Origin of the sequence: Anaerococcus porci (assembly GCF_009696575.1) — a bacterium.
GTDB classification, from domain to species: Bacteria; Bacillota; Clostridia; order Tissierellales; family Peptoniphilaceae; genus Anaerococcus; species Anaerococcus porci.
The window spans coordinates 86,811-106,028 of record NZ_VULQ01000007.1; the positions used below are offsets into that span (position 1 = coordinate 86,811).

Consider the following 19,218-nt stretch of genomic DNA (forward strand, 5'->3'; position numbering starts at 1 on the left):
ATTTTATGAATATATTAATTTCTTGTGATGAGAATTATTTAAGACCGCTTAGGGTTATGCTCGTTTCTTTGTTTGAAAATACAAAGAATAAGTATAATATTTATCTAATTCATAAGAATATAAGTGATAAAAAAATTGAAAAACTTGAAGATTTTGTTGAGAACATAAGTGATAATAAATCAAAATTAATAAGTATTAAAGTTGATGCTTTATTTATGGGGGCAAAAACTACATTTTACTATACAGAAGAGATGTATTATAGGCTTTTAGCCTATAAATACCTACCAGAAAATCTAGGCAAGATTCTCTATCTAGATCCTGATATTCTTGTTCTAAATTCTTTTGAGAAACTTTATAATATTGACTTTAAGGATAATCTTTTTGCAGCAGCAACTCATTCTGCTCCAGCAGTTCAGGGAGCTAATGTTACAAGACTAAGCTTAAGCTCAGGGTATGATGATATTAGTAATTATTTTAACTCTGGAATATTAATGATTAACTTAAATCTTGCAAGAGAAAGCGAAAATTATGAAAGAGAAGTCAAAAAGTACATAGAAGAAAGTAAAAGTTTTGGACTTTTAATGCCAGATCAGGATTTACTAAATGTGGTTTTTAGAAATAATATTATAAGTATAAGCGAGCTAGAATACAATTATGATGCTAGAAAATTTTTATTTTATAAGTTAAAAAATAAAAGTTGGGACTTATCTTATGTTATGGATAATACTAAGTTTTTACACTTTTGCGGAAAAAGAAAACCATGGTTTGATGAGGAATACATAGGTATATTTGCTTCACTTTATAAATACTTTCTGAAAAAGGCAGATAGGATATATAAAAACATAGAGGATATGTAGAAGATAATATATCCTTAAATAATAAAAACTTGATCTGTTAAAAATCTATGTTTTTAACTTCTTACTAAAGAAAAAATATAAGTATAATATATTTTAATTTTATAAGGCTTATTGTATTTAGTTTTAAGCCTTTAGAACATTTCTTATTTTTTAGAAATTTAATATTGTTAAAAGCCATGTCTTATAAGTATTAACCTCATACTCTAACGCTTTTTATGAGTAAAGCTATATTTTAGGATAAAAACTGACCTTCTTAAGTTATTTTTTATTTTAACTTTTGAGGTCAGTGTAATTTTTTTCTTAAATTTAGGGCAATCCACCTACTAATAATTTTTCTAAAATCTTATATCAAAATTTGTCCTAGTTTATAGATTATAATAGAAAGTAAAATTATTTCTATAAACTTACCAAGAAGAATTACTTTAAAATAATCTTTAAAATTAATATCCTTTAATCCTCCAATAAGGGATAGGGCATTATCAGGAGCAAATGGTATTATGCAACTTATTAATAAGATTTTTTTAAAGCGATTTTTACTTTGATATCTAATCCTTTTATATTTTTTTAAATTCTTTTTTGATAAAAATTTCTTGAGAACTCTCTCTCCATATATTCTAGTTATAGAAAAATTTAATACTCCAGTTATAAGAGATGAAATGTAATTTAAAAAAAGTCCCCACAAAGGTCCAAAAAGTGCAAAACCTATAAGAACTATTAGGGTATTTGGAATAAATGGAAGAAGTCCTACTAAAATTTTTAATATTATAAATACAAAGGGAGCTAGGATTGCAAAGTTTCCTATGTAGGTATAGAGTTTTTCTTCGTTTGTTAGAATACCAAGTTTATATAATTTATATAGTCCAAATAGAATGATTAAAGAAATTATTAAGCTTAGGATAAATTTTATTTTTCTTTTATATTTTTTAAAAAATGTTTTCATGATTTTTTACACATATGATTAAAAAAGAACTGTTGCAAAAAGCAACAGCCCTCAAAAATCTTTTATTCTTGTTCTTCAAACATATCTTTACCAACTCCACAAACTGGGCAAACCCAATCTTCTGGAAGGTCTTTAAATTCTGTTCCTGCGTCGATTCCGTTATCAACATCTCCTTCTGCAGGATCATAGATATATCCACAAGCTGTACATACGTATTTCATAATAATCTCCTTTCGTATCTTTATAGACTTATTATACTACAAATTGAAAAAAATCAATAATTTACTTAATTTGTAAAATAATTGATAAAAAAGTAAATTTGGGTATACATATAAAACAAGAGAGGTATATTATGGAAATAATAAGAACTATAATACCTACAGATTTAAAGCTTATAAAAGATTTTAGAGATAAACTTATAAATATCCTTATTGAAAAATCTGTAGAAGATGACTTAATATTTAAAATCAAGCTTATACTAGATGAGCTTATTATAAATTCATACAAACATGGAAATAGATGTCAGTATGATAAAATTATTGATACAATCTTTGTTTTAGATGAAGATTATTGTTTGATAAAGGTTAAAGATGAAGGGGAAGGAATTGACTATTTTATAGAAAATGATGCCTTTACTGACCATGGCAGAGGAATAAAGCTTGTCTATAGCCTAGCTGAAGAGCTTATAATAAGGGATAATATGATAACTGCCTTGGTAAGAAGAGACTCTAGGATGAAATTGTATATATAATACTTGGTATGTTGTAAAATATCAAGTATTTTTTTTGTGAATTATTGATAATCTTATCACATATGATATAATAAATTGATAGCATTAATAGTAGATTAGATTAAGAAAGAAGATGATTTTAATGAAACGTGAAGATATAAGAAATGTGGCGATTATTGCTCATGTAGACCACGGAAAGACAACACTAGTAGATGGTCTTTTAAAGACAAGTGGTATTTTTAGGGAAAACCAAAAGGTAGATGAAAGGGTAATGGACTCAAATTCTATAGAAAAGGAAAGAGGAATTACCATATTATCAAAAAACACAGCCATAAATTATAAGAATACAAAGATTAATATTATTGATACTCCAGGACACGCAGATTTTGGTGGAGAGGTTGAAAGAGTACTTAACATGGCTGAGGCAGTTGTTTTGGTAGTAGATAGTCATGAAGGTCCTATGCCACAAACAAAGTTTGTATTAAGAAAGGCAATAGAGCTTAACCTTCCTGCAATTATTTGTATTAATAAGGTGGATAGGCCTGACCAAAGGGTTGAAGAGGTCATGGATGAAGTTCTAGACTTATTTATCTCTCTTGAAGCTGACGAATCCTACCTTGATTCTCCATTTGTTTTTGCATCAGCAAAACAAGGATGGGCATCCCTTGAATTTGGAGAGGAAAAAGATGATATGACAGATCTTCTAGATACAATTCTAAAATACACTCCAGTCTTTGAGGCGAAAGAAGATAGTCAGTTTAAAGTTCTAGTTTCAACAACAGACTATGATAATTACCTTGGAAGAATTGCAATTGGTAAGGTTGAAAGTGGTAAGATTTCTAAAAATGACTCATGCCTTATTGTAAATTACAATAATCCAGATAGAAGATTAAAGTCAAAGATTGTTACTATCTATGAATTTGAAGGACTTGAAAGAGTTGAAGTAGAAGAGGCGAAATTTGGGTCAATAGTTGCCCTTTCAGGAATGGAAGATATAAATATAGGTGATACTATTTGTACAGAGGCTGATAGCGAAGCTATAGAGTTTACAAAGATATCTGAACCTACTCTTTCTATGACATTTTCTGTAAATAACTCACCTTTTGCAGGTCGTGATGGGGATTATGTAACAAGTAGGCACTTGAGAGATAGGTTATTTAAAGAAAAGGAAACAGATGTTTCACTTAGGGTTGAAACTACAGATTCTACTGAGGCTTTCAAAGTTTCAGGAAGAGGAGAACTTCACTTATCAGTTCTTATTGAAAATTTAAGACGCGAAGGATATGAGTTTCAAGTTTCAAAACCTGAGGTTATGTTTAAAAAGGATGAGAATGGAAAAGTTCTTGAACCCATGGAGATAGCAACCATAGATGTCGATCAAGAGTACACAGGTTCAGTTATAGAAAAGCTAGGACTTCGTAAGGGTGAGCTAATAAATATGGCCCCTAATTCATCAGGTTATACAAGAATGGAATTTAAAATACCTGCAAGGGGTTTAATAGGATATAGGCAAGAGTTCTTAACAGATACTAAGGGAACAGGTATTTTAAATACAGAATTTGACTCATATGAAATATATAAGGGAGATATTGCAAAAAGACAAGCAGGCTCCTTAGTATCATTTGAAACAGGTGTTGCAACAACATATGGTCTTCATGCAGCCCAATCTAGGGGACAACTTTTTGTAAAACCTCAAGATGAAGTATATGAAGGAGAGGTTATAGGTTCTAATGCTAAGGGCATTGATATAGATGTAAATGTATGTAAAAAGAAAAAGCAAACTAACGTTAGGGCATCTGCAGCAGATGATGCACTAGTTTTATCACCTGCTAAGATTATGAGTGTAGAAGAAATGATGGAATTTGTTGAAGAGGATGAACTTATTGAGATAACACCTCACAATCTTAGGATAAGAAAGAAAATTCTTAACAACAACCTAAGATATAAGTCAAAGAAAAATAGCAAGTAGGTAAATATGGGTAAAAGATTTGAAAAAACTTTGTCTTTTTTACTGCTTTTATCTATATTACTGCTACTAATAGGACCAATATTAATAAACTTTATAAACATTAATACAGATTTATATGATAAAGCTTGGAATTTGAGCCTTCTTTTATCTTGGATATTGATGTTTATCTATGGACTATATATATTAATGGAAAAGAACAGCCGTTCTTTTTCCATATTTGTAGCCATAGTTACGGTTTTAGCTTTTATTATTTTAAGTTACCATGCCATAATTGTTGCAGGTAAATATATAGCAGTAATTCCAAAATATATAGCAGTTGAAGAAAGATTAGTAACAATGGGTCAACAAGTTTTTTATACAGCACTTATTGTAGTATACATAGTACACATAATTAATTTAATATTACTAGGTAGATATAAGTCTAATGATGATGGGTTGAACAAGAAAGAACAATAAAATTGGAGGTAAATATGAAAAAAGGTTCAAACGTTTCTTTATCTGTAATTAAAAGATTGCCAAAGTATTATAGGTATTTAGAGGCAATAAATGAAAAGGGAATAGTAAGGGTTTCATCAAAGGAACTTTCACAAATAACAGGACTTACAGCAAGTCAAATTAGGCAAGACTTAAATCATTATGGTTGTTTTGGACAACAAGGTTATGGCTATAATGTACGTGAATTAATGGATGAGCTTGCAAAAATTATAGGGGTAAACAAAGAGTATTCTATGGTAATTATAGGCTTTGGAAATATTGGTCATGCACTTTATAAGTATACAGGATTTAAGTCACTAGATTATAATACCAAGGCTGTATTTGATAAAAACAATGAAGAGTTAGCTAATGAAGAAGTTAAAGTATTATCAACAGATAATCTTAAAGAATACTTAGAAGAAAACAATATAGATATCGGAATAATAACAACACCTAAAGAAGGAGCTCAAGAGATATGCGATATCTTATGTGAAGGAGGAATAAAAGGAATTTGGAATTTTGCTCCTGTTGATTTAAAGACAAAAAATGATGTGGTAATTGAAAATGTTCATCTAGATGAGTCACTCTTTACCCTAACATATTTTATCAACAAGCCAGAAGATTTCACATTTTAGATTATTATGATTGTAGCGTCAGTATCAAATTTAAAGAAATCCTATCCTACAGAAGATATATTTGAAAATGTTTCTTTTACTATAAATAAGGGTGATAAGATAGGATTAATTGGAAATAATGGTTCTGGAAAGTCTACACTATTTAATATACTTACTGGAGAAATATCAAAAGATGATGGCAGTATTCATATACCTAATGATGTAAGAGTTGGCTATTTAAAGCAACAGCTAGGTCTTGACTCAGATAAGAGCATATATGATTACTGCCTCAATGTATTTAAAGACCTTATTGAACTTGAAGAAAAATTAAGAAACTTAGAGCAGGAGATGGGTGAGGAAAAGAATTCTGATAAGCTTAATGACCTTATGAAGGAATATCAAAATGCAAGTGATAAGTTTGAAAAATCAAATGGTTATTCTTATAAGTCAGAAATAAGAGGAACTCTAATTGGCATGGGCTTTAGTGAAGATGACTTTGATAAAAAGATAAGAGAGCTTTCAGGAGGACAAAAGGCAAGAGTTGAGCTTAGCTGTCTTTTGCTTGAAAAACCTGATTTAATTCTTTTGGATGAGCCAACCAACCATCTTGATATAAATGCTATAAATTTTCTAGAAAATTTTGTCAAAAATTTCAAAGGATCTGTAATAGTTATAAGCCATGATAGGTATTTTCTAGATGCAACAGTATCTAAGATATTTCTTCTAGACAATAAAAGTCTTAAGATATATGATGGTGACTATACTTTCTTTATGGACCAAAGAAAAAAGGATTTAAAAGTACAAAATCACCTTTATAAGACCCAACAAAAGGAAATAAAAAGGCAAGAAGAAATTATAGATAGGCTTAAAAACCTTGGAGGTTCTAAGAGAAAAAGGGGCATATCCCAATCAAGGTCAAGGCAAAAGTTTTTAGATAAGATGGATAGGATAGAAAAACCTATGGATAATTCTGAAAGTATAAATATTAAATTTTCTCCAAGAATCCAATCAGGTGTAGATGTACTTAGTGTAAAAGATTTAGAAAAATCTTATGATAAGACAATTTTTGAAAACATATCATTTGATATCTACAGAAATGATAGGGTAGCCATAATAGGTGAAAATGGGGTAGGAAAGACAACTCTATTTAGGATAATTATGGGTATGGAAAAAAAGAATAGTGGAAAGGTAGACATAGGTTCAAGCGTAAATATAGGATATTTTGATCAAGAGCAAAAGTCATTAAATCTTGAAAATAATATCTTCGATGAGATAAGAGGAGCTTATCCTGACCTTACAGATTTTCAGATAAGATCTTACCTTGCAAAGATAATGTTTTATGGAGATGATGTCAAAAAACCTATAAATGAGCTTTCGGGAGGTCAAAGGGCAAGAATCTCTTTGCTTAAATTGATGCTTTCTGATTGTAACTTTATTCTTATGGATGAGCCAACCAACCACTTAGATATAGATTCAAAAGAAGCCTTAGAGGATGCTATTTTAGCCTATGAAGGAACTGTTTTAGTAATTAGTCACGATAGGTATTTTTTAAATAAGATTGCAGTTAAAATACTAGATATGCATAAGGATAATATGAGGGAATATCTGGGAAATTATGACTACTATGTACAAAAAACTAAAGAAGAGGCTATGGTAGATGAGAAGAAGCCTTCAAAAACTAAGACTCAAATAAAAAAGGAAGAAAAAAAGATAAAACTTCAAAGAAATGAAATTAGAAAGATAAAAAAAGAAATAGAAAAGCTTGAAAAAGAGACAAACTCTATTGATGCAAAGATTCATAAACTAACTGAAGATAGCTTAAAAGATGGTTTTTTTGATAATCAAGAAAATGTTATAAAGACTTTTGATACCATAAAAAACCTAGAAGATAAAAAGCAAAGACTTCAAAATAAATGGCTTGAACTTTCTTTAGAGCTTGAAGATTAAGATAACAGAGATAAAAAATCGAAAAAAAATAGCAAAGTTTTGTTTTAAATTAATTCCTATGGGTAAAATAATATTGAGGAGGAGTTATGGGAGCTTTTAAAAAATTTTTATGGTCTCTAATGACAATAGCATTGATAATACTCTCAGCAATACTTGCAAGTGTTGCTCTAGTTGATGATAAGTTGAGATATGATATGTTATCATATTTAGATTTACAAAATTACAGATATATACTTTTAGGCGTAGCTATAGTGGTATTATTTTTTGCTATCATTCTTCTTATAGACATTATTGCAAATCAAAATGATAAGAGAGAATATTTAGTAGAAGATAATGATGGAGATATTTTTATCACAAAAAATTCATTAGATTCTACAGTAAATTCGGCAGTACGTCAATTTGAAGGTGCAGAACTTACGGATTCAAAAGTAAAAATCATAAAGGGAGAGACTGTTGAAGCTAATATTAAATGTAATATTTTTGGAAACAGAGATTTCGAAGATTTAGGTAGAAAGATTCAAGCTGAAGTTGAAAGAGGACTTAAAGAGCTTACAGGATTACAATCATCCAATGCTCACGTTCAATTAAATAAGGCCGAAAAGAGTAAAGAAAGAGAAATCAGGTAGGTGGTTTGATGGAAAATAAAGATAAAGTTTTGCAAGAAAAAAACAAAGAAAAACAAATTACTGCCTACGATGTTGAGATGAGAAAACTTGACATAAGAGAGAAAAAAGAAGAAGAAGCTAAAAAGTTCAAACAAGAAAATAAATATAAGTTGATTTTCTTGGTTTTGGGTATATTAACCATAGCTTCTTTATTTGACTATGGATTCTTCAGAACCCTGGGTATATGGATAGTATTAAGCTTTTGTTATATTCTAGGTGGATGGTTTGATAAAGATTCAAAAGTAGTAGGATTTGTAGTAAAGCTAATAAGAAAATTTCAATAAATAGGAGGATAATATGACAGAAAGAAATATTAACAAGGATTATGAAAAAGGATTAGAAAAAGACGAAGAAATTAGAGAAGAAGTTTCAAAATTAACTTTTGCTGACAAGGTTGTTGCTAAAATCTCTAAAATTGCCGTAAATAGAATCGATGGTATCCTTGAAATGAAAGGAAGTTTCTTTGATTCTGTATCATCTGTATTCACTTCATCTAATGAACAAGACACAAGAGGTGTTGATGTAGAAGTTGGACAAAAAGAAGCTAAGGTAAATATGCAAATTATCTTAGAATATGGAAAAAGTGCTCCAAGAATTTTCGAACAAATCAAAAAAGTTGTAAGAGATAATGTAAAAGAAATGACAGGCCTTGATGTTGTAACAGTAAATGTAGACGTAGTTGATGTTATGACAAGAGAGGAATATAGAGCAAAAAATTCTGACGAAGACGAAAGAGAAAGAAGATAAATTCAAAAAAGTGAGGTCAGCTTAGGCTGGCCTTTTTTGTAAGGAGAAATAATGACTTTATTTATTGGATATAAAAATTGTTCTACATGTAAGGATGTTAAGAAATTTCTTGATGAAAAGAACATAGAATATAAGTTTCAAGATGTAAAGGAAGATAAGCCAGAATATGAGCAAATAAAGAGCCTTTATGAAAAAAGTAAGCTTGATATAAAGAAATTTTTTAATACATCTGGCAAAATTTATAGGGACCTTAACTTGAAAGATAGGCTTTCTGATATGGATGAAGAAGAAAAATTAAATCTTCTCGCATCAGATGGTATGCTTTTAAAAAGACCAATAATTGAAAATGGTAATGATGTAATCATAGGAAGAAAAAACATTAAAGAATATTTTGAAAAGTAAATTAGTTAAAAAAACTTACTCCAAAAAGACAGATGGAAAATCAGACTTTTGGAGTAAGTTTTTATATAGCAAGTTTTATTAGATGAATGCTGATTTTCTTTCATAAATTACAAGAAGCATCCCATTAGAAAACTTGATTTCAAATGGTTTATTTAAAGTTTCATTAGAAACTCCAAGGCTTTGATAAGATTTAAGATTGTAATTGTTAAGCTCATATTTTAAATTCTTAAGAGATAGATCTTTTATATCATCTTCGAGAGCAAAGACTGATACATAAAAATCATCTATATATTCTTCTTCCTTAAAATCTTTATTTATTATAAAGGCAAGCTTGTTCTTGCTTTTTAAACTTATATTTATACCTTTTTTCTTAAATTCAAAAAGAATTTTAATATTTGCAATAGTATGAGATAGCCTTCCACCAAGGCCACCATAAACTATTATATTTTTATAGTTCTTTTTTATAGCAATTTCTAGGGCGGCGTAAAGGTCTGTCACATCTTTTTCGGGTTTCAGAACAATCTTATCAGGATAATTTGGTTCAACAGATGAGTCAAAGTCTCCAATTATAAGATTAGCTTTTAGAGCGTTCAAATATGTGTATCCTCTATCAACCCCTATTACATAATCATTTTTTTCAATTTTATCAAAAAATCCATCATAGTCTCCACCAGCAAATATAAAGCACTTTTTCATATATCACCTCTATTTCATTATAACATGTATAATAATAGAATAAAGTAAATAAGATGGTAAAATATAGGTAAAAGAAAAAAGGAGGTCTATTTTAATAAATGAGAAAATTAGACGAAAAAAACTCGCAATTATTAAGAGTAATCCTAATTTCCATATTGGTATTTTTTGGTTTTTGGTACATAAATAATGTAACTAATGCCATAGCTATTTTTATAGCTGTAATACAACCATTTATAATAGGATTTATGATTGCTTTTTTAATTAATCTACCTATGAATTTTTTTGAAAATAAGGTGTTTTCAAAGATATTTAAAACAGATAAAACAAAAAAACTAATTCCGATTTTTTCTCTTATCTTATCATGGATATTAGTAATATTGGGAATAAGCTTATTCTTAAATGTTCTTATACCTAGAATATCTGCTTCAATTTCAGCCTTGATTGATAAGTTTCCGGTATTTTTAAACCAAATAATTGATTTTTTAAATAGTTATGAAATAACCAAAAGATTTGCAAGTGATGCCCAACAATTTATAAATCAAATAAACCGGGACAGTACAGTTGTTCAAATAAGAGATTATTTCTTAGGTGAAGCTGGAAATATATTTGATAAAACTACAAGCATAATAAACTCAGTATCATCAACAGTGATTACAGTTATAACTGCAGTAATCTTTTCTATATTTGTCCTTATAAATAAAAAGGATCTTAAGATATTTGGAAATAGGATAATTTATTCTATATTATCAAAAGATAAAGCAAACTATCTTAATAGAGTATTTTCTCTATCATATTCAAGCTTTGCATCATATATAAATTCTAAGGCTCTATCAAGTTTTATACTAGGAGTATTAGTATTTATAGGCATGCTAATCTTAAATATCCCATTTGCTGCTATGGCTGCAATTTTAGTTGGAGTTTCAGACTTTATTCCTTATGTAGGACCAGTTATAGCCACAGTTACATCAATGATTCTAATCTTTATAGAATCTCCATTTAAATCTTTGGTATTTTTAATTTTTGTTCTTGTTATTCAACAAGTTCAAGAATCAATAATTTATCCTACCATAGCTGGGAAGTCTATAGGTCTTCCTTCAATTTGGGTAATTGTATCAATTACTATAGGAGCAAGTTTATTTGGTATAGTTGGAATGATAGTATCAATACCTATAGCATCAATCATATTTACTCTAATGAATGAGAAGATGGATAAGAGTTTAGAAAAAAAGAATATAAGTGATAAGGAAATAGAAATAATAAGTGAAACTGTCCATTATAAAAGAGAAGTGGAAGAATGAGATTGAAAAAATCCCTACCAGGAGAATTCGTTCCAGTAAATGATGGCAATAAAACTCTTTTTGGTGGCTATCAAAATATGTTAGGAAAACTTGGAGTATCTAAATTTTATAGGGATAGATCCTGTGTTGTTACAGCTTTTACTAATGTCTATCTCTACCTATTTAGACCAGATGAGAAATTTTCATTCGAAGACTATAATCACTATCATTATTGGTTTTTCAAGATCTTAAGACCTAAAATTTACGGGATTCCTACAGCAAGAATCCTAGATTTCAAGTTAAATAGGTTGAGAAAATCTTACTATCTAAGGCTTAAATCACATATCTTAGAAGATATCCCAATTAAAAGAAAATCAATAGATGAGATAAGTTCATTTATAAATTATGCCATAAGTCATGATCTTCCCCTTATATTTTTTAACTGGCTTAGCCCTAAAATTAAATTTCTGGCTCACCATGGAGTGACTATTACTGAGATTATAAAAAAAGATGATGATTATGTTTTAACTATATCATCTTGGGGAAGACTTTACAGATTGAGTCTAAAAGAGTTTTTAAGCCAGCCTCGTACCTATACTGGCTTCATATATTTTGAAAAAGAAAATATAAGCTAAAGAGGCTGTTGCAAAATTATGAATTTATAAATTTACATCTTACAAGTTATTCATAGAAAATTTGAAAATAGTCTGTCTATTCATGGAGGCTAAATTGTCTTAGAGTAGCTTGTAATGATTTTGAAACGATTAATTCATTTTGCAACAGCCTCTTTTTAAGAATTATTTTTTATTAGAATGGGTAAATAACTGATAAAAGGTGAGAGGTTATTATGAAAAAAAATAAAAGATTTAAAAGGTCAAATGGAATAATCATGCCGATATTTTCCTTGCCATCAGATTATGGAATAGGAACTTTTGGGAAGGAAGCCTACAAATTTATCGACTTTTTAGCAAAAGCTTCTATAGGGTATTGGCAAATTTTACCCCTTGGACCTACAAGCTATGGGGATAGTCCTTACCAGTCTTTTTCATCTTTTGCAGGAAATCCATACTTTATAGACCTAGACTTATTAAGTGAGGATGGCCTTATAGAAAAGGATGACTATAGTAAATTAAACTTTGGAGAATATGAGGAATCTATTGATTATTCAATTCTTTATAATATAAGGTTTAGGATACTAAAAAAGGCTTATGAAAACATAGATAATAACTTAAAAGAAAAAATAGAAGAATTTAAAAAAGAGGAAGAAGAGTGGCTTAAGGACTATTGTCTATTTATGGCTATCAAAAAAGATCAATTGGATATATCTTGGATAGACTTTGACAAAGACTTAAGGGATAGAAATCCTAAAGCCTTAAAAGATTTTACTAAAAAACATATAGATGATATTAATTTTTATGCATTTATTCAATATGAATTTTTTAAGCAATGGAAAAATCTTAAGGCTTATGCAAATAGAAAACATATAAAAATTATAGGAGATTTACCTATTTATCTTGCTCTAGATAGCGCAGATGCTTGGGCAAATACCAAAATTTTAAAACTTGATAAGGATGAAAAAAAACCAGACTTTGTAGCTGCAGTACCACCAGATGCCTACTCAGAAGATGGCCAACTTTGGGGAAATCCAATCTATAATTGGGAAAGCTTAGAAGAGGATGGTTTTAAATTTTGGATGGATAGGATAAGAATAAATTTAAGGCTTTATGATATACTAAGACTTGACCATTTTAGAGGATTTGAATCCTACTATGAGGTGCCAGCTACAGACGAAAATGCTAAGTATGGAAAGTGGAAAAAGGCTAAGGGAGATGAGTTTTTTAAAAAAATTAAAGAAGAATTCAAGGATGCAGAATTTATAGCAGAAGATTTAGGCTTTATTACAAAAGAAGTAGAAGATTTGAAAAATAAAGTAGGTTTTCCTGGAATGAAGGTAATCCAATTTGCCTTTGGTGAGGATTTTACATCAGAATATCTTCCACATAATTATGAGAGAAATTCCATAGTCTATGCATCAACTCATGATTCAGACACTCTAAAGGGATGGTTTGATAATCTTGATGAAAAAACAAAAGAAATGGTAGTAGATTATTTTGATATAAAAGAAGATGAAAGCGTAAATTTTAAAATTATAAGAGCACTTATGGCAAGTGTTTCAGATATAGCAATATTTCAAATTCAAGATTTACTAGAGCTTGGCAATGAAGCAAGGATTAATAAGCCTGGCATTTTGGGCGAAAATTGGCAATGGAGGCTAAAAAAAGATATATTGGATGAAGAATTGTCTGAAAAGATAAAAAGTCTTGCAAAATTATATGAAAGAGGAAATTATGAAAATAAAATTAAACAAGAATAAATTTATGGAAGATTATATTGAAAATCTTCAAAGGATAACGCTTAAAAATTTTGAGGATACTTCGGATAAGGATAAGTACTTTGCCTTATGTGATACAATCATGGAAAGAATAAACCAAGAATGGAGAGATTGTAAAAATAAGACTAAAAAAACAAAAAAGGCTTACTATTTTTCAGCTGAATTTTTAGTTGGAAGATCTTTAGGAAATAATTTGATAAATCTTGGAATCTATGATGAAGTTAAAGAATTATTAGATGAAATTGATATAGATTTTGAATCAATAGAAAACTTTGAAGATGATGCTGCCTTAGGAAATGGTGGTCTTGGAAGACTTGCGGCTTGTTTTATGGACTCTGCGGCAAGCCAAAAAATTGACATGTATGGCTATGGTGTAAGATATAGGGAAGGACTTTTTAAGCAAAAAATTGAAAATGGATTCCAAGTTGAAGAGGGAGACCATTGGATAAAAGATGGAGATGGTTGGTCAATAAGGGTTGAATCAGATTCAAAAATAGTTAAATTTAGAGATCAAACAGTAAAGGCAGTTCCATATGATATGCCAATGCTAGGTTTTGAAAATGGTCAAGTAAATACTCTTAGACTTTGGCAATCTGAGCCATTTGAAGAGTTTGACTTCTCCTATTTTAATAACTTCCAATATGATAAGGCGGTAGAAGAAAAAAATAGGGCTGAAGATATAACAAGGGTACTTTATCCAAATGATATTCAAAGAGAAGGAAAAGTATTAAGATTAAAACAACAATACTTCTTTTGCTCAGCATCAATCCAAGATTTGGTAGAAAAGTATAAAAAATATTTTGAAAATGATCTACAATTTGAAAACTTTCCAAAATATCATGTAATTCAATTAAATGACACCCACCCAATTGTAGCAATTCCTGAGCTAATAAGGGTCTTAGTTGACGAAAATGGTATAGACTTTGATAGGGCCGTAGAGATTACTAAAAAGACATTTGCTTTTACTAACCATACAGTATTGCAAGAAGCTCTTGAAACATGGCCAAAGGATATTATGCTTGAAGTATGTCCAAGATGCTTTGATATAATTGAGAAGATAAATGACAAGCTTGTAGAAGATTTCAAAGCAAAGGGATTATCAGAAGAGGCTATAGATCCTTATAGGATAATAAGATATGATCAAATAAGAATGGCAAATCTTGCCATAGTTATGTCTATATCCGTAAATGGAGTAGCAAAACTCCACACAAAAATCCTAAAAGATGATACTTTCAACCATTGGTATAAGATTATGCCTGAAAAGTTTAATAACAAAACAAATGGTATAACACCAAGAAGATGGTTAGTTTATTCAAATATAAGACTATCAAATTTTATAACAGATAAACTTGGTTCAGATGATTGGAAATATGATTTAAATAAGCTAAAAGAGCTTGAAAAATATCTAGAAGATGACAAGGTGCTAGAAGAGATAAATCAAATTAAATATGAAAATAAAAAGGATCTTGCAAGATATATCCTAGAACAAGAAAACATAGTTATAAATCCAGATTCTATATTTGATATTCAAATAAAAAGAATACATGAGTACAAAAGACAACACTTAAATATCCTTCATATAATAAACTTATACCATAGGATTAAGAAAAATCCTGATATGAACTTTTATCCAACAACATTCATACTAGGAGGAAAGGCAGCCCCAGGATATTTCAGAGCTAAGGCCATAATAAAGCTTGCCAATGAAGTTGCAAGGGTTATAAATAAAGACCCAGATGTTAATAAAAAGTTAAAAGTTGTATTTATAGAAAATTATAGAGTATCCTATGGTGAAAAACTCTTCCCAGCAGCAGATATATCTGAACAAATATCAACAGCAGGAAAAGAAGCGTCAGGAACAGGTAATATGAAATTTATGCTAAATGGTGCCTTAACTCTTGGAACCTATGATGGAGCAAATATTGAAATATTCGAAAAAGCAGGAGTTGAAAATAACTACATATTTGGAGCCAAAGTAGAAGAATTAAACTCTATTAGAGATTCATATAGCCCTAAAGAATACTATCACAAAAATTCTGACATAAAAGATGCAGTAGACTCCTTGGTATCAGGAGAATTAAATGATGATAATTCCTATATGTTCCTTGATATATATAATTCTTTAATAAATCCTCAAGGTGGAGAGAAAGCAGACTCATATTTCTTACTAAAAGACTTTGAAGACTACAAAAAAGTCCATGAAAAGATAAATGAAGAATATAGTGATAGGAAAACTTGGGCTAGAAAAGCTCTTAAAAATATAGCAAATGCAGGCTATTTCTCATCTGATAGGACAATCCTTGAATATGCTAAAGATATCTGGAAAATCTAAGAAACCAAAGAAAAAAGAATAAAAAATGAATAAAAACATAATAATAGGTGTACTAATACCATTCCTAGGTACAAGCTTAGGGGCGGCCATGGTATATCTTATGAAAAATGAGTTAAGTAACAAAGTCCAAAAATCCCTAGCAGGTTTTGCAGCAGGAGTAATGGTCGCTGCAAGTATATGGTCTTTAATAATACCAGGAATGGACATGGTAGAAAATCAAATGGGAAGAATGGCATGGATTCCTGCAGTTATAGGATTTGCAGTAGGTATTGCCTTTCTATTATTTTTAGACAATGTAATACCCCACCAACATGTAGATAGTAATGTGCCAGAAGGCCCTAAAAGTAGTTCAATGCGAAAAACAACCATGATGGTTCTTGCAGTAATAATCCACAATATACCAGAAGGAATGGCAGTAGGAGTATCTTTTGCTGGAGTATTGGCAGGAGAGACAAATATTGCTATGGCATCTGCTATAGTACTATCAATAGGCATAGCAATCCAAAATTTCCCAGAAGGGGCTATAATATCAATGCCTTTAAAAAGCCAAGGAATAGGAAAGCACAAGGCCTTTGGAATGGGAGTATTTTCAGGAGCAGTAGAGCCTATGGCTGCCATAATCACTATACTTTTGTCTCAAATAATGATACCAATTTTACCATATTTGTTAAGCTTTGCTGCTGGTGCTATGCTTTATGTAGTAGTAGAGGAACTAATACCAGAAGCAACAGGAGAAGGGAAAGACCATACAAACCTCGGAACAATCTGGTTTTCAGTAGGTTTTTCGGTAATGATGATTTTGGATGTTATGTTAGGATAAAAGTGAGAAATCACTTTTACTAAGCATGTCGCGATTAATAGAAAGAATATATTAAAAAATTTAAAATATGGAATCAACTTAAACTCAAAGTTATGCTGTGTGGTGAATACAAAGTATTAATTAAAATTTAGAATACTTACAATATAAAATTAGGTAAAATGTAAGTTTACTAAGTTTTTTTGCAAATATGAAACATAAATAATCAATTAAATAAAAATATATTTAACGCCAAAAACCGGACTGATTAAATTTAGTTCGGTTTTTTCATTTTAAAATATTGACTTTTATAATTTCTGAGTATAATGTATATATATAGTATATACTAAAGGTGGCCAAAATGAATATAATTATTTCAAACAAAATCGATAAGCCAATTTATGAGCAAATAAAAGATCAAATAAAAGCCTTGATTATAGGTGGAAAACTCAAAGAAGATGCAGCTTTACCAGGGATGAGGTCTTTGGCAAGTGATCTTAAGGTATCACTTATAACTACAAAAAGAGCCTACAATGACCTTGAGGCTGAAGGTTTTATATATACAGTTCCTGCCAAGGGATCTTTTGTAAAAAGCTTAAATAAGGATTTTATCTATGAAGATAGTCTTAAGAAAATAGAAAAAAGCTTTGAAGATGCAATGAATGTGGCTAAATCTATAAACTTATCCAAAGATGACTTAATAGAAATTTTGGATAATCTCTACAATTAGGAGGACACTATGACTTATGCAATAGAAATTAAAAATTTAAACAAATCCTACAAAAACTTTTCCTTAAAATCTATTAATCTAAGACTAGAAGAAGGAATTGTTATGGGACTTATTGGAGAAAATGGAGCAGGAAAGACAACACTTATTAGGTCAATTTTAGGTTTCACATCTTACAAAGGAGATATTAAAATCTTTGGTAAAGGTATGAATAAAGGCTTAAAGGAAGATATAGGCGTAGTAATTGGAGATAAGTTTTTTACTGAAAAATTAAAACTCAAAAAAATTGATGAAGTAATGAACTCTTTCTATAAAAATTGGGATTCAAACTATTTCTTTGATTTATGTAAAAAACTTGAAATTCCAGATAAATCTTTTAAGAAACTATCTGCAGGTAATAAGGTTAAATTGAAGATTGCAACTGCCTTAAGCCATAAGCCCAGACTTCTCATCCTAGATGAACCTACATCAGGGCTTGATCCTATTGTTCGTGCTGAGATTTTGGATATATTTTTTGACTATATAAGAAATGATGGCGTATCAATCTTATTTTCAACCCATATAACAAGTGATTTAGAAAAGATAGCTGATTGTATAGCCTACATTTCCAATGGAAAACTCGTATTTAAAGACTATAAAGATGACATAGGATTTAAATATGGAATATTAAAGACAAGCGAGGATGAGATAGGCTTATATGACGACAAATATTTTATAAAAAAGAGAGTAGGAAAATACAATATAGATGTGTTGATAAAAGATAAAAGTGAATTTAAAGAACTTTATCCTAATTCTGTGGTTGAAAAACCAAGCATAGAGGATATTATGTTAATGCTTAAAAGGGGTATCTAATGAAAAAAATAATCAAGGTTGACTTATATGAAAATTTACTTCCAATTATAGTATATTTTATATTTTCAATCCTCTTATCTTTAAGTTTAAAATTTTTAAACCCAAATACATCAATAAGGTCAAATCTTTTTGGTCTTATTTCGGGACTTTCAATAGTTATTTTTGCGACAGTTTGCCTAAATAATATTATAAATAACTCTTACAAAGACCTATTGAAATATCCTATATCAAGGTCAGATATAGCAAATTATAAGTTTGTAGAGTTTATAGGATTTGTTATTATATTTACTTTCATAGGTATAATAACATATTATCTTTCAGAAGGTCATGTGGAAATTTTAAAAATTATAGCAATCTATCTATTAGGGGCTTCATATTTTTCTCTTACTCTTCCGCTTATGTTTTTGTTTTCTGATAAGAATATTGCATATGTATTTTTAATTATATTTGTTTTAGGAACTATTGGTGGATTTATCCTAGCCTTTATTTCAAAAAATATTATAAAAATGGTCCTAAATAATGAAATTATACTTATTGTATTAGCTTTACTAGTATATTTTATCTCATATCTTGCTACAAGATTTATATTATCAAAAAAAGAGTTTTAAAATTATTTGAGGTTAGCGAAAGTTTTGCTAAGTCAAGTCCAAAATATTGTGTAAATTATCCTAGTCCAATATTTACTATTTCATTCTAATATACAATTTAGAAGATGTTATCCAATCCTCATTGATATCAATGAGGATTGCTCCTATTAGTCTAATAGCCGATTCTTGATTTGGAAATATTCTAATCACTTTT

General features: G+C 29.5%; 22 protein-coding genes. 18 read left to right on the forward strand and 4 right to left on the reverse strand.

Annotated features, from left to right (window positions below):
* Positions 1-5: 5 nt before the first annotated feature.
* Positions 6-857: a glycosyltransferase family 8 protein gene (locus tag FYJ26_RS07005; RefSeq protein WP_154540987.1), complete on the forward strand. Its 852-nt coding sequence runs from the start codon at positions 6-8 to the stop codon at positions 855-857.
* 343 nt (positions 858-1,200) lie between these two features.
* On the opposite strand, the gene FYJ26_RS07010 is transcribed toward FYJ26_RS07005, so the two are convergent.
* Positions 1,201-1,797: a TVP38/TMEM64 family protein gene (locus FYJ26_RS07010; RefSeq protein WP_154540989.1), complete on the reverse strand. Its 597-nt coding sequence runs from the start codon at positions 1,795-1,797 to the stop codon at positions 1,201-1,203.
* Positions 1,798-1,859: 62 nt separating this feature from the next.
* On the reverse strand, positions 1,860-2,018 hold the full coding sequence (gene rd, locus FYJ26_RS07015; protein WP_154540991.1) for a rubredoxin: 159 nt from the start codon (positions 2,016-2,018) through the stop codon (positions 1,860-1,862).
* 131 nt (positions 2,019-2,149) lie between these two features.
* Here rd and FYJ26_RS07020 point away from each other — a divergent pair, with 131 nt between their 5' ends.
* From FYJ26_RS07020 to FYJ26_RS07060, 9 genes are all read left to right on the forward strand, one after another.
* Positions 2,150-2,548, forward strand: coding sequence for an ATP-binding protein (locus tag FYJ26_RS07020; RefSeq protein WP_154540993.1), 399 nt, complete (start codon positions 2,150-2,152; stop codon positions 2,546-2,548).
* Positions 2,549-2,669: 121 nt separating this feature from the next.
* The gene (gene typA, locus FYJ26_RS07025) at positions 2,670-4,496 is read left to right on the forward strand and encodes a translational GTPase TypA (protein WP_154540995.1); all 1,827 of its coding nucleotides are present in this window, start codon (positions 2,670-2,672) and stop codon (positions 4,494-4,496) included.
* 6 nt (positions 4,497-4,502) lie between these two features.
* Positions 4,503-4,952: a hypothetical protein gene (locus FYJ26_RS07030; RefSeq protein ID WP_154540997.1), complete on the forward strand. Its 450-nt coding sequence runs from the start codon at positions 4,503-4,505 to the stop codon at positions 4,950-4,952.
* A 14-nt stretch (positions 4,953-4,966) separates the two neighbouring features.
* On the forward strand, positions 4,967-5,605 hold the full coding sequence (locus tag FYJ26_RS07035) for a redox-sensing transcriptional repressor Rex (protein WP_154540999.1): 639 nt from the start codon (positions 4,967-4,969) through the stop codon (positions 5,603-5,605).
* Positions 5,606-5,611: 6 nt separating this feature from the next.
* Positions 5,612-7,531 carry a ribosomal protection-like ABC-F family protein gene (gene abc-f, locus FYJ26_RS07040; protein ID WP_154541001.1) on the forward strand — a complete coding sequence of 640 codons (1,920 nt, stop codon included), beginning with the start codon at positions 5,612-5,614 and terminating at the stop codon, positions 7,529-7,531.
* 86 nt (positions 7,532-7,617) lie between these two features.
* Complete coding sequence (amaP, locus tag FYJ26_RS07045) at positions 7,618-8,157, forward strand: alkaline shock response membrane anchor protein AmaP (RefSeq protein ID WP_154541003.1); 540 nt, start codon at positions 7,618-7,620, stop codon at positions 8,155-8,157.
* An 8-nt stretch (positions 8,158-8,165) separates the two neighbouring features.
* Positions 8,166-8,480, forward strand: coding sequence for a hypothetical protein (locus FYJ26_RS07050; RefSeq protein ID WP_154541005.1), 315 nt, complete (start codon positions 8,166-8,168; stop codon positions 8,478-8,480).
* A 13-nt stretch (positions 8,481-8,493) separates the two neighbouring features.
* Positions 8,494-8,943, forward strand: coding sequence for an Asp23/Gls24 family envelope stress response protein (locus FYJ26_RS07055; protein ID WP_154541007.1), 450 nt, complete (start codon positions 8,494-8,496; stop codon positions 8,941-8,943).
* A 48-nt stretch (positions 8,944-8,991) separates the two neighbouring features.
* A complete protein-coding gene (locus FYJ26_RS07060; protein WP_176270034.1) occupies positions 8,992-9,345 on the forward strand; it encodes a Spx/MgsR family RNA polymerase-binding regulatory protein in 354 nt (117 codons plus the stop codon).
* Positions 9,346-9,423: 78 nt separating this feature from the next.
* Here FYJ26_RS07060 and FYJ26_RS07065 read toward each other — a convergent pair whose 3' ends face one another.
* On the reverse strand, positions 9,424-10,041 hold the full coding sequence (locus tag FYJ26_RS07065) for a thiamine diphosphokinase (protein WP_154541011.1): 618 nt from the start codon (positions 10,039-10,041) through the stop codon (positions 9,424-9,426).
* A gap of 98 nt (positions 10,042-10,139) precedes the next feature.
* Between FYJ26_RS07065 and FYJ26_RS07070 the strand changes: the two genes are divergently transcribed.
* The 8 genes from FYJ26_RS07070 (at position 10,140) to FYJ26_RS07105 (ending at position 19,025) form a co-directional block, all read left to right on the forward strand.
* Positions 10,140-11,339: an AI-2E family transporter gene (locus FYJ26_RS07070; protein WP_154541013.1), complete on the forward strand. Its 1,200-nt coding sequence runs from the start codon at positions 10,140-10,142 to the stop codon at positions 11,337-11,339.
* Positions 11,336-11,953 (forward strand): hypothetical protein, encoded by a 618-nt coding sequence (locus tag FYJ26_RS07075; protein WP_154541015.1) that lies wholly within the window; start codon positions 11,336-11,338, stop codon positions 11,951-11,953. The genes FYJ26_RS07070 and FYJ26_RS07075 overlap by 4 nt, the downstream gene beginning before the upstream one ends.
* A gap of 212 nt (positions 11,954-12,165) precedes the next feature.
* Complete coding sequence (malQ, locus tag FYJ26_RS07080) at positions 12,166-13,692, forward strand: 4-alpha-glucanotransferase (RefSeq protein WP_154541017.1); 1,527 nt, start codon at positions 12,166-12,168, stop codon at positions 13,690-13,692.
* Entirely contained in the window at positions 13,667-16,042 is a 2,376-nt protein-coding gene (locus FYJ26_RS07085) for a glycogen/starch/alpha-glucan phosphorylase (RefSeq protein ID WP_229771224.1), read from the forward strand. Before malQ ends, FYJ26_RS07085 begins: the two co-directional genes overlap by 26 nt.
* Before the next feature lie 25 nt (positions 16,043-16,067).
* On the forward strand, positions 16,068-16,862 hold the full coding sequence (locus FYJ26_RS07090) for a ZIP family metal transporter (RefSeq protein ID WP_154541021.1): 795 nt from the start codon (positions 16,068-16,070) through the stop codon (positions 16,860-16,862).
* Between the two features lie 337 nt (positions 16,863-17,199).
* A complete protein-coding gene (locus tag FYJ26_RS07095; protein WP_154541023.1) occupies positions 17,200-17,568 on the forward strand; it encodes a GntR family transcriptional regulator in 369 nt (122 codons plus the stop codon).
* A 9-nt stretch (positions 17,569-17,577) separates the two neighbouring features.
* Positions 17,578-18,417 carry an ABC transporter ATP-binding protein gene (locus tag FYJ26_RS07100; RefSeq protein ID WP_154541025.1) on the forward strand — a complete coding sequence of 280 codons (840 nt, stop codon included), beginning with the start codon at positions 17,578-17,580 and terminating at the stop codon, positions 18,415-18,417.
* Positions 18,417-19,025 (forward strand): ABC-2 transporter permease, encoded by a 609-nt coding sequence (locus FYJ26_RS07105; protein ID WP_154541027.1) that lies wholly within the window; start codon positions 18,417-18,419, stop codon positions 19,023-19,025. The genes FYJ26_RS07100 and FYJ26_RS07105 overlap by 1 nt, the downstream gene beginning before the upstream one ends.
* 75 nt (positions 19,026-19,100) lie before the next feature.
* Here FYJ26_RS07105 and FYJ26_RS07110 read toward each other — a convergent pair.
* On the reverse strand, positions 19,101-19,218 hold a 118-nt coding region (locus tag FYJ26_RS07110; protein WP_154541029.1), incomplete at its 5' end, for a transposase.